Origin of the sequence: Sphingomonas sp. SRS2 (genome assembly GCF_000971055.1) — a bacterium.
In the GTDB taxonomy this organism is placed as follows: Bacteria; Pseudomonadota; Alphaproteobacteria; order Sphingomonadales; family Sphingomonadaceae; genus Rhizorhabdus.
Genome location: NZ_LARW01000055.1, coordinates 1 through 10693, shown reverse-complemented (window position 1 = coordinate 10693; position 10693 = coordinate 1). Strand labels below are relative to the sequence as shown.

General features: G+C 62.5%; 11 protein-coding genes. 8 read left to right on the top strand and 3 right to left on the bottom strand.

Annotated elements, in window-relative coordinates; genetic code table 11:
• Positions 1-122 precede the first annotated feature (122 nt).
• From WP12_RS04385 to WP12_RS26200, 5 genes are all read left to right on the top strand, one after another.
• Positions 123-833, top strand: coding sequence for an FAD-dependent oxidoreductase (locus WP12_RS04385; RefSeq protein ID WP_083434666.1), 711 nt, complete (start codon positions 123-125; stop codon positions 831-833).
• A gap of 17 nt (positions 834-850) precedes the next feature.
• Positions 851-1216 carry a mercury resistance co-regulator MerD gene (gene merD / locus WP12_RS04380; RefSeq protein WP_000995360.1) on the top strand — a complete coding sequence of 122 codons (366 nt, stop codon included), beginning with the start codon at positions 851-853 and terminating at the stop codon, positions 1214-1216.
• Positions 1213-1449, top strand: a complete 237-nt coding sequence (gene merE / locus WP12_RS04375; protein WP_003132004.1) for a broad-spectrum mercury transporter MerE — start codon at positions 1213-1215, stop codon at positions 1447-1449. The genes merD and merE overlap by 4 nt, the downstream gene beginning before the upstream one ends.
• Positions 1446-2435 (top strand): DUF3330 domain-containing protein, encoded by a 990-nt coding sequence (locus tag WP12_RS25710; protein ID WP_003132006.1) that lies wholly within the window; start codon positions 1446-1448, stop codon positions 2433-2435. The genes merE and WP12_RS25710 overlap by 4 nt, the downstream gene beginning before the upstream one ends.
• A 126-nt stretch (positions 2436-2561) precedes the next feature.
• Positions 2562-2687: a hypothetical protein gene (locus tag WP12_RS26200; RefSeq protein ID WP_268794722.1), complete on the top strand. Its 126-nt coding sequence runs from the start codon at positions 2562-2564 to the stop codon at positions 2685-2687.
• Here WP12_RS26200 and WP12_RS04365 read toward each other — a convergent pair.
• Positions 2684-5581, bottom strand: a complete 2898-nt coding sequence (locus WP12_RS04365; RefSeq protein WP_046192549.1) for a Tn3 family transposase — start codon at positions 5579-5581, stop codon at positions 2684-2686. The two genes, WP12_RS26200 and WP12_RS04365, sit on opposite strands and share 4 nt — an antisense overlap.
• A gap of 95 nt (positions 5582-5676) precedes the next feature.
• Here WP12_RS04365 and WP12_RS04360 point away from each other — a divergent pair, with 95 nt between their 5' ends.
• Both WP12_RS04360 and WP12_RS04355 read left to right on the top strand, forming a co-directional pair.
• A complete protein-coding gene (locus tag WP12_RS04360; RefSeq protein WP_046192548.1) occupies positions 5677-6306 on the top strand; it encodes a recombinase family protein in 630 nt (209 codons plus the stop codon).
• Positions 6303-6860: a hypothetical protein gene (locus WP12_RS04355; RefSeq protein WP_004213004.1), complete on the top strand. Its 558-nt coding sequence runs from the start codon at positions 6303-6305 to the stop codon at positions 6858-6860. The genes WP12_RS04360 and WP12_RS04355 overlap by 4 nt, the downstream gene beginning before the upstream one ends.
• Before the next feature lie 93 nt (positions 6861-6953).
• Here the strand turns inward: WP12_RS04355 and WP12_RS04350 are convergent, their stop codons facing one another.
• Positions 6954-7415 carry a hypothetical protein gene (locus WP12_RS04350; RefSeq protein ID WP_046192547.1) on the bottom strand — a complete coding sequence of 154 codons (462 nt, stop codon included), beginning with the start codon at positions 7413-7415 and terminating at the stop codon, positions 6954-6956.
• Positions 7416-7492: 77 nt separating this feature from the next.
• On the opposite strand from WP12_RS04350, the gene WP12_RS04345 reads away from it, so the two are divergent.
• Positions 7493-9607 (top strand): Tn3 family transposase, encoded by a 2115-nt coding sequence (locus WP12_RS04345; RefSeq protein ID WP_046192546.1) that lies wholly within the window; start codon positions 7493-7495, stop codon positions 9605-9607.
• Here WP12_RS04345 and WP12_RS04340 read toward each other — a convergent pair.
• On the bottom strand, positions 9591-10544 hold the full coding sequence (locus tag WP12_RS04340) for a TonB-dependent receptor plug domain-containing protein (RefSeq protein WP_200894454.1): 954 nt from the start codon (positions 10542-10544) through the stop codon (positions 9591-9593). The two genes, WP12_RS04345 and WP12_RS04340, sit on opposite strands and share 17 nt — an antisense overlap.
• Positions 10545-10693 lie beyond the last annotated feature (149 nt).

The window sequence follows — 10693 nt, the reverse complement described above, 5'->3', positions numbered from 1 at the left end:
ACCGGAAGTAGAGCCACACCACATGGCTGATGATCTCCCGAGGGTAGCGGAAACCGCGGTAAAGTTGAGAACCTGTCATCTCATCATTTTATCGAGGCGCGGCCGGCTGTGGCAACTTGACAATGCCGCTGGAGCACACGCAAGCCAGCCAGGTCGTCCATATGGACGGTGAATTCGTGCTGACCACCACGCACGGTGAATTGCGCGCCGACAAACTGCTGGTTGCCACCGGTCGGACACCGAACACGCGCAGCCTCGCGCTGGACGCAGCGGGGGTCACTGTCAATGCGCAAGGTGCCATCGCCATCGACCAAGGCATGCGCACGAGCAACCCGAACATCTACGCGGCCGGCGACTGCACCGACCAGCCGCAGTTCGTCTATGTGGCGGCAGCGGCCGGCACCCGTGCCGCGATCAACATGACCGGCGGCGATGCGGCGCTCGACCTGACCGCAATGCCGGCCGTGGTGTTCACCGATCCGCAAGTGGCGACCGTGGGCTACAGCGAGGCGGAAGCCCACCACGACGGGATCGAGACCGACAGCCGCACCTTGACCTTGGACAACGTGCCGCGTGCGCTCGCCAACTTCGACACACGCGGCTTCATCAAGTTGGTTATCGAGGAAGGCAGCCATCGGCTGATCGGCGTACAGGCGGTCGCGCCGGAAGCGGGTGAACTGATCCAGACGGCGGCTCTGGCCATTCGCAACCGCATGACGGTGCAGGAACTGGCCGACCAGTTGTTCCCCTACCTGACGATGGTCGAGGGGTTGAAGCTCGCGGCGCAGACCTTCAACAAGGATGTGAAGCAGCTTTCCTGCTGCGCCGGGTGAGAAAAAGGAGGTGTTCAATGAACGCCTACACGGTGTCCCGGCTGGCTCTTGATGCCGGGGTGAGCGTGCATATCGTGCGCGACTACCTGCTGCGCGGATTGCTGCGCCCGGTGGCGTGCACACCAGGCGGCTACGGCTTGTTCGATGACGCCGCCTTGCAACGGCTGTGCTTCGTGCGGGCGGCCTTCGAGGCGGGCATCGGCCTCGACGCGCTGGCGCGGCTGTGCCGGGCGCTGGATGCGGCGGACGGCGACGAAGCGGCCGCGCAGCTTGCCCTGCTGCGTCAGTTCGTCGAGCGTCGGCGCGAAGCGTTGGCCGATCTGGAAGTGCAGTTGGCCACCCTGCCGACCGAGCCGGCACAGCACGCGGAGAGTCTGCCATGAACAACCCCGAGCGCTTGCCGTCCGAGACGCACAAACCGATCACCGGCTACCTGTGGGGCGGACTGGCTGTGCTGACTTGCCCCTGCCACCTGCCCATCCTCGCTGTCGTGCTGGCCGGCACAACCGCCGGTGCTTTCCTCGGCGAGCATTGGGTCATCGCGGCGCTCGGTTTGACCGGCCTGTTCCTTCTGTCCCTGTCGCGGGCGTTGCGGGCATTCAGGGAAAGAGAATGAGCGCTTTCCGGCCGGATGGATGGACGACGCCGGAACTGGCCCAAGCGGTCGAGCGCGGGCAGCTTGAACTGCACTACCAGCCCGTCGTCGATCTGCGCAGTGGTGGGATTGTCGGCGCGGAAGCCCTGTTGCGCTGGCGTCATCCGACGCTTGGACTATTGCCACCGGGCCAGTTCCTGCCCGTGGTCGAATCGTCCGGCCTGATGCCTGAAATCGGCGCTTGGGTGCTGGGCGAAGCCTGCCGCCAGATGCGTGACTGGCGAATGCTGGCATGGCGACCGTTCCGGCTGGCCGTCAATGTTTCGGCGAGCCAAGTGGGACCGGACTTCGACGGGTGGGTAAAGGGCGTGCTGGCTGATGCCGAGTTGCCCGCCGAGTATCTCGAAATCGAGCTGACCGAATCGGTCGCGTTTGGTGATCCGGCGATCTTCCCCGCCCTGGACGCCTTGCGGCAGATCGGTGTGCGCTTCGCCGCCGATGACTTCGGGACGGGGTATTCCTGTCTGCAACATCTGAAGTGCTGCCCAATCAGCACGCTCAAGATCGACCAATCGTTTGTCGCCGGGCTCGCCAACGACCGCCGCGACCAAACCATCGTGCACACCGTGATTCAGCTTGCGCACGGGCTGGGCATGGATGTGGTGGCTGAAGGCGTGGAAACATCGGCGAGTCTTGATCTATTGCGACAAGCGGACTGCGACACAGGACAAGGCTTCCTGTTCGCGAAGCCAATGCCGGCGGCGGCATTCGCCGTCTTCGTCAGTCAATGGAGGGGTGCCACCATGAATGCAAGTGACTCGACCACCACCAGTTGCTGCGTGTGCTGCAAGGAAATCCCGCTCGATGCCGCCTTCACCCCGGAAGGCGCGGAATACGTCGAGCACTTCTGCGGGTTGGAGTGTTATCAACGCTTCGAAGCGCGTGCCAAGACAGGGAACGAAACCGATGCCGATCCGAACGCCTGCGACTCGCTACCGTCAGATTGAGGCATAGTCTAACCGGACGTCAGGTCGGCGCTGAGATAGGTGTCAGGAAAGAGCGTAGATTTCTATTTCTTGACGCTCGTCGTCCAACCCCATAGATGTCAACCTGACAGTTGGTGGGAGCCGGTGATGAAGGGGCAGAGGGTCGGCTACGTCCGGGTCAGCGCTTTCGAGCAGAATGTCGATCGCCAACTTGAGGGCGTGGCGCTCGACAAGATCGGGTCGGTTCCGGCTGAGGGCGGAATGACACCCTAAGCGCTGGCGTCCTTGGGCCAAAGGTACTCGCCGGTGAGCAGGATGTGTGCCCATCCGAGCGGCGATATATGGGCGAGAAGGTGGTCGGGCGTATCGAGTCCTTCCCGGCGTCGGGCATCGACGGCATGGCCAAGGTGCAAGGTGTTCCAGTAGACGATAATGGCGGTGAGCAGGTTGAGGCCGGCGATCCGGTAATGCTGACCCTCAGTCGTCCGGTCGCGGATTTCGCCCTGACGGCCGATGCGCAGGGCATTCTTCAACGCATGATGTGCCTCGCCCTTGTTGAGACCGACCTGTGCACGGCGCTGCATGCCTGCGTCGATTATCCATTCGATGATGAACAGCGTCCGCTCGATCCGGCCCACCTCGCGCAGCGCGGAGGCAAGATCGTTCTGGCGCGGATAGGAGGCGAGCTTGCGCAGGATGCTGCTCGGCGCGACCTGTCCCGCGCTCATGGTGGCGGCGCAGCGGAACAGGTCGGGCCAGTTGGAAACGATCAGCGCCTCACGCGCCTTGCCGCCCACCAGCGGGCGTATTTCGCTCGGCGTGGTGGCAGGGTCGAATACGTACAGTCGTTTGGATGGGAGGTCGCGGATGCGCAGTACAAGGCGGTAACCGAGCATGGCGCTGATCCCGAACAGATGATCGGTGAACCCGCCAGTGTCGGCGTACTGCTCTTCGATCCGTCGCCCTGCCTCATTCATCGTCAGCCCGTCGAGTAGATAAGGTGCTTCGCTCACCGTGGCTGGAATGGTCCGCGATGCAAACGGCGCGAAGCGGTCGTTGACGTGGGTATAAGCCTTGATGCCGGGATCGTTGCCGTAGCGGGCGTTGATCGTATTCATCGCCTCGCCCTGCCGTGCGGCGGGGAAGAACTGGCCATCGGCCGATGCGGATCTTCCCATACCCCAGACCTGGGCCATCGGCAGCGCCCCTTGCGCCGCGACCACGTTGGCCAGCGCCTGTTCGATCGCCTCGCTTTCGACATGCCAGCGTGCCAGGCGAGAGAGTTGCCAATAGTCGTGAGTGTTGGAAGCCTCTGCCATCTTACGCAGGCCCAAATTCAGGCCCTCGGCGAGCAGGACGTTGAGCAGGCCGATCCGGTCGCCGCACGGCACGCCGGTGCGCAGATGCGTGAAGGCATCGGTGAAACCCAGCGCGGTATCGACTTCGAGCAGCAGATCGGTGATGCGGACGGGCGGCAGCCGGCGATACAGATCGAGCACCAGATCCTCGATCCCATCCGGCGCGTCAGCGGTGAGCCGATCAATGCGCAGCGTGCCGTCCTCGATGCTGCCTTTCGGAATTGTACCGCTGCGCGCGGCGCGACCGAGCCGGGCAAGGCCATCGGCGAGACGCACCTTGCGGTCAGCCAGCCAGACATGCGGGTCGGACGGGACCGCTAGCTTCGCGGCATGCGCGACCGCCATCGGCACGAGGACGTGGCGCAGGTCACCATACCGATGCGAGCGGTCGAGCCAGATGTCGCCCGAGCGCAGCGCGTCGCGCAGGTGGAACATGACCGCGACTTCCCGGAGGCGGGCATCGTCATCGCCCTTCGCCCGCAACTGTCGCCGCCATTTGGAATGCGGGCGCAAGAAATCGTCGGCCGCCGGAACTGCGCCCTTGGTAGCGATGGCGGTAGCCGCGTCCAGCAAAGGCCGTGCAACCGCCGCAGCTTTGAGGTCGAGGCATCGCAGCATGCGCGGGGCATACCGACGGAAGCGGTGATACCCCTGATCAACATAGGCCAGCGGATCGTCGCCCAAGGTGTCCGTCAACGTCTGGGCCGTAGCGACGAGACTGGTGAGCCGTTCCCATCCCGCCCCGCGCGCGACCGCATCTTCCAGCGACGCGCCGTCGCCATGCGCTTCGAGCAATGATTGACCGAGTGCAGTGAAGCCGTTCAAAGTCGCAGTGGTAGCGCCTCGGGTTTCTACGACCCGCGCGTCATGCAGTTGCTTCGCGTCGCGCCAGGTGCGGCCAACGATCCGGTCATGTGTTTCGATCACCGCATCCGCCGTCGCAGTGGCCCATTCAATGACGCAGACCGCCATGATAGCGCGGCGCCGATCGGCGCCGAGGTCGCGCAGGCCATCGGCGAAGTAGCGCTCGCCCTGCCGGCGTAGCCGGGCGACGCGATGCGGTGGAACACCGGCAAGTAAACCATCATTGAGGTTCATCGCGCGCAGGAACTCGAGCCGGTCGAGCAGCCGGTTCGCCCCGGCGGAGTTGTTGCCCGGCTCAATCCGGCGCAGCCAAATGAAGCGGCTGATCGCCCCCGGCAGGATCTCGGTAGTCAGTCGGTCGAGCCCATCACAGGCGACGGGATCGAGACGGGCCGCGATCCGCTTCTCGATCTGGCGTTCGGCCGCGACGAGCGCGTCCGCGCACAACCGCTCGATTGTCGTGATCGCCGGCAGGATGGTCATGGTTTCACGGCAGCGGGCAATGAAGCGCCGGGCAAGGTCGTCGTTTGAGCGTGCCTGCTCGGCTTCGGCGAGAAGCCAATCCCGGAACGTCCTGGCGTGTGGCCCCCCTCCGGGGAACATTCTGTATCCGTAGATACGGCGCAGCGCCTCCATGTGCTGGTGGCGGGTTTGGCGTCGAACGGCATAGGACGCGAGCGTCTCGCCAGCGATGCCAAGCTGAGCGCCTAGAAAGGCAGATACGGTGTGGGGGATCAGTTCGCCGGGAGCAAGGGTCCGGCCTGGATATCGCAGCGCGCACAACTGCAGGGCGAACCCGATGCGGTTCTCCGGTCGGCGACGCCGGTCGATATGAACCAGGTCATCGTCTGCCAGAATATAATGGCGCAGCAGCGCCGCTTCGTCAGTCGGTAGGTCGAGTAGGGCCGAACGCTGTCGGGCGCTGAGGATATGGCGTCTCGGCATGCACGGCTTGTCCCCATTGAACAGAAGTCTGTTTTGGACAACACTGACCCTACGCAAATCAAGGCTTTTCGAGGCCTAATTCCAGAAGGGTTCAATTGGGACAGCGCGCCGCCATCTACGCCAGGGTTTCGACAGCCGACCAGTCGTGCGAACGGCAGCTCCGCGACCTGGCCGGCCTTGCCGAGCGTGGCGGCTATGAGGTGGTCGAGGTCTTCCGCGAAACCGCCTCGGGGATGAAGGCCAATCGCTCGGCACGTGCCGAAGTGATGAAGCTGGCCCAGACGCGCCACATCGATGCAATTCTCGTCACCGAACTCAGCCGCTGGGGACGTTCGACCCAAGACCTGCTCGATACGCTCAACCGGCTGTCAGGCTGGCGCGTGTCGGTGGTCGCGATGAGCGGCATGACGTTCGAGGTCGATACGCCGCATGGGCGGATGATGGCGACGATGCTCGCAGGTATAGCCCAGTTCGAGCGCGACATGCTGAGCGAGCGGGTCCGCTCTGGCCTTGCTGCAGCGCGGGCACGTGGCCGCAAACTCGGCCGGCAACTGGGGGAGCGACCCAAGTCGGACCGCCTCGCGCCCAAAGTGTTGGCGCATATCGCCGAGGGGCGGAGCTATCGCTGGATCGCTCGCGACCTGGGACTCAGCAAGAACACGGTCGCCGGGATCGTGGCTCGCGCACGGGGTAACGTGAGCCCTGATGTCACGGTGACGACATGACCGGGGCGTCTGGACGGCTGCGTCCCGATCCCCGGCGCAAGGCGCGGTTTCGCGAAATCGCCCGAGGCATTGTCGCCAAGGATCGCTACAATCGGAAGTACGGGATCGCCGTCGACACTGCTGGCGCCATCGCGCAGGCGCTAGAGCGCGCGTACCGCGATGGAGTCCGGGACGACCCGGCCGCAGCCGTTCAAGCGCCCGAACAGGATGATGCCGGCCCGCTGGAATGGGCGTTGATCCCACCACGACCGCGAGATGCCTTCTGGAGTATCTGCCTATACACCCTGGGCCGCGATACCGATCTCCCACGTGACGGCCATCTCGCTCCGGCTATTACCGAACGCGGAACGCCCGGATGGACACTCGTGGCAGGAGGGTACACCCCTGACAGGGTGATCAGCGATAGGAGCATTGGCCCGCTTGTCCGCCTCGGCCTTATCGCGCTCGCAGTCGATTTACCGGTTCGCATGATCGTAACCGCACAGGGGAAGGAAACATGGGCTCTCTTCTGCCAGCGCGGTGGGATGTACCCTGAGGATCTCACTGACATTTGATCCATTTGATCGACATCCATCCGGCGGAATGGTGAAGGGCAGCATCCGCCCCGTAGCGGACGTTGGACGGGCACCGCCAAGCGTCGCGGCCAGTCAAGGCTCATTTGAGAAATGGCTGAGCCGTGCCTTGGTGAGCAACGGCTCGATGGCCTCCAATGCTCCCGTGTTACGATGCCAGAGTATGTAGGTAAAATCCCAATCTTCCGTTATAAGGCAGTCCAACTCAGGGATGGCGAACTGGAAGAAGCGAGATGCGTCCTTCTGCATGTATTCGCCATAGGCGTTTAAGAGTGGCTCAAGCTGTGCAGGAAACTCCACTGTTTCCGCTACATGGTTGACCATTCCCATGCGGAAATGTTCAAAGGCAGCCAGCAGCATTTGGTTGAACCTCAACCATTCATCTTCGGTCACTTCATCTAACAGATGAAGCCGCTCTTTTCCGAGCCATCCGGACCACAGCGAAATATACTCCTTGCGGTAATCTGGCCGTACCTCGCCATGCTCGAAAAAATGTTCATAAACGGCGTCGCCGGGCTTCGGCTGTTGGTCGATCATCACTAACTGCTACCCACAGCGAGGCGACGCCGCAACGTCCGCTTGCCACCACTTCTTGCCGTTTCGCTTAGGGTGTCATTTCGCCCTCAGCCGGAACCGACCCCACACTGACCGATGCGGCGATCGATATGTTCATTGCGCTCGTGGGGCGGGCCCATCTGCGCGCCCGCAAACGGCTCGAACAGCGCGTGGCCGTTTCCGGCCGCGAGGGCCGCGAACGGATGTTACGCATCGCCAGGGTTCTGGAAGCGATCAGCCAGGCGGCCCGGGCTGGCGGCGATGTCGCCGCGGCGGTCGATGCCGTGGCATCCCTCGACATCATCGACGCCGACGCCGCTATCATCCGACGTACCGCCTCACCGCACCGGAACGAGGTTCTGGACGAGATCGCGGCGGAATATCGCGCCTTCAAGCGGATGGGGCCGTCGTTCGTGCGCGCTTTTGATTTCCAGGGCCGGGCCGGAATGCAGCCGTTGCGCGATGCGATGGCGATCCTCGCCGATCTCGACGGAGACTGGCGCAGGGCGTTGCCCGATGACGTGCCGCTTGGCCATGTCGAGCACCGCTGGCGTCGGCATGTCATGACCGCAGGCGGGATCGATCGCACCCATTGGGAGATGGCGACTTACAGCGCGCTTTCCAATGCTTTGGCATCCGGTGGTATCTGGGTGCCGACCGCGCGCGTCCATCGCGCGCTCAGTGTGCTGCTTGCCCCACCGGCCAGCCCCGTACCGAAGCCCGCTTTCTCGCTCGGCGATCCGCACGCCTGGCTCGACGAGAGGGCGGCAAGGCTTGATAGCGCCCTGCGCGAGGTCGCCCGCGATCTGGACAAACGCGATCCCCCCCTTTTTGCCGGCGAGCGGCTGCGGTTTCCGAAAGACCCCAAAGAAGACCCTGGTCAGGATGAAGGGCGGCAACTTGCGCTCACCTGCTACGGCATGGTGCCTGCCACCCGTATCACGGATGTGCTGTCGCAGGTTCAACGATGGACCGGCTTCATCCAGCATTTCGGCCATGTCTCGACCGGTCTGCCTCCCGCCGACGAACGCGCCTTTCTTGCCACCTTGATCGCGGAGGCGACCAACCTTGGTCTGTCGCGCATGGCCGAAGTTTGCGGTGTCGCCTCGCGTCGCGCACTGTTGCGTATGCAGACGTGGCATATGCGCGAGGAAACGTTTCGCGCCGCGCTCGCCAGCCTGACCGACGCTATCCATGCCGAACCGCTCGCCGCCTGGTTTGGTTCGGGGCATCGCGCATCGGCCGATGGGCAGGCTTATTATCTCGGCGGTGCCGGCGAAGCCGGAGGAACGGTCAACGCACATTACGGTCGCGACCCCGTGGTCAAGATCTACACCACCATCACCGATCGATACGCACCGCTTCATCAGACGGTCATCGCCGGGACGGCGGGCGAGGCGATCCACGCACTCGACGGCATCCTCGGCCACGAAAGCAGCGCGGACATCACCGCCCTCCACACCGATGGTGGCGGCGTCTCCGATATCGTGTTCGCCGTCATGCATTTGCTCGGCCTCGATTTCGAGCCGCGCATTCCGCGCCTGTCGGATCGACAACTCTATGGTTTCGAGCCCGCGCGGCGCTATGGTCGGCTCGCACCGCTGTTCGGGCGCCGCCTCGGTCGGGACCTGATCGTCAGCCATTGGGCCGAAATTGCGGAGGTCATCGCGGCGATGCGCGACCGCACTGTCACACCGTCGCTGATTTTGAAGAAGCTGTCCGCCTATCGTCAACAAAACAGTCTTGCTGCGGCACTTCGGGAGGTCGGACGGATCGAGCGCACACTGTTCACGCTGCGCTGGTTCGACGACACCGATCTGCGCCGGACGGTCACCGCCGAACTCAACAAGGGCGAGGCACGCAACAGCCTGGCCCGCGCTGTCGCCTTCCATCGGCTCGGGCGGTTTCGCGACCGTGGCCTGGAGAACCAGCAGACCCGCGCGGCAGCGCTCAACCTCGTCACGGCCGCCATCATTCTTTTCAACTGCCGCTATCTCGGTCGTGCCGTCGATGAACTGCGGCACCGCGGCACACCTGTCGATCCCGCCATGCTGTCCCGATTGTCGCCGCTGGGATGGGACCGCATCAATCTCACCGGCGATTATATCTGGTCCGAGAGCCTCGACCTCGATGCCGATGGCCTCATGCCGCTGCTCATCAAGCCGCTACCGTGAATCTGTGTCCGAATAATGTACAGAGGCCTACTTGTTCAAATTGGTCGCCGTTGCTGGGGTCACTCAGAAAGTAGGTAAAGTTTGACCACAGGCTAAGGTCGTATTGGATGGCGTAGGCTGATACGTTGAGCTGATCGTCTTGCCAAGAGGCACTCAAGCTGTACCGGCTGGATTCACCGCCGGTGGTATTGTCAATGGAGCCAAGTTCATCAATTAATCCATTGGCAACGGCGCGGGCGGGTATTTGGTCGGCACTATTCCAGCTGTTGTCATAGCCCATCAAGGTAATTGCCAACAGTCCATCCTTGAGGGGATGGCTGTACTTGAGCAGCAGGTTGATTTTTTTCAGGTCTTCTTCGATATCGCTCCACGGACCGTCGTAACGGTTGGCTTCCAGCGCGTAGAGAAGTTCTCCCTGATCGATTGTTACACTGTCCATCGCTACCAACCGGTCGTAACCACCTTCACCGGCGGTAACTTCTACAAGCCCTTTATCGAGATAGTTGAGGGTGATGATATTAGCGCTACCGGCGCCACTAAAGTCGCCGATATCGGCATAGTAAGGGCCTTTTTTGTAGGTGATTTTTTCAACCAGTTCTGGAATCAGCGGGCTAAGGTCAGTGTAGCCTTGGCCATGGCCGTGGGTCCGCATATTAAGGGGCATGCTGTCGATAGATGTGGCAAAGTCGGTACCGTGGTCCAGGTTGAAGCCGCGCAGATAATATTGGTTAGCCTTGCCGGTGCCACTGTGCTGGGTCACTACCATGCCGGGCACCATTTCAAGTACTTCACCGGTGCGCAGTAGGGGTCTTAGTGCGATTTCATGCTGTCCGATCACGCCTTGCGAGGCAGAGATGGCATCGCCGACTAGATTGATTTTGCGTCCTTCTACGATGATAGTTTCAATTGACTCTGCGGCAGCTGTTGGTGACAGCACCAGCTGTGCCGATAAAAAGCCGGGGCGGTTTCAAGTCTGAAGTGCAACACTGGGTTGCAAGTTCATGATTTCGCGACCGAAGACCTCGGCAGGCGTTTCAAAGCCGAGACATTTGCGAGGGCGGTCGTTTAATTGTCGTGCAATTGCAT

What these genes read in the sequence shown, in the direction of transcription:
- WP12_RS04385 (WP_083434666.1), top strand. Translation starts at nt 123, where the DNA reads ATGCCGCTGGAGCACACGCAAGCCAGCCAGGTCGTCCATATGGACGGT.
- merD (WP_000995360.1), top strand. Translation starts at nt 851, where the DNA reads ATGAACGCCTACACGGTGTCCCGGCTGGCTCTTGATGCCGGGGTGAGC.
- merE (WP_003132004.1), top strand. Translation starts at nt 1,213, where the DNA reads ATGAACAACCCCGAGCGCTTGCCGTCCGAGACGCACAAACCGATCACC.
- WP12_RS25710 (WP_003132006.1), top strand. Translation starts at nt 1,446, where the DNA reads ATGAGCGCTTTCCGGCCGGATGGATGGACGACGCCGGAACTGGCCCAA.
- WP12_RS26200 (WP_268794722.1), top strand. Translation starts at nt 2,562, where the DNA reads ATGAAGGGGCAGAGGGTCGGCTACGTCCGGGTCAGCGCTTTCGAGCAG.
- WP12_RS04365 (WP_046192549.1), bottom strand. Translation starts at nt 5,581, where the DNA reads ATGCCGAGACGCCATATCCTCAGCGCCCGACAGCGTTCGGCCCTACTC.
- WP12_RS04355 (WP_004213004.1), top strand. Translation starts at nt 6,303, where the DNA reads ATGACCGGGGCGTCTGGACGGCTGCGTCCCGATCCCCGGCGCAAGGCG.
- WP12_RS04350 (WP_046192547.1), bottom strand. Translation starts at nt 7,415, where the DNA reads ATGATCGACCAACAGCCGAAGCCCGGCGACGCCGTTTATGAACATTTT.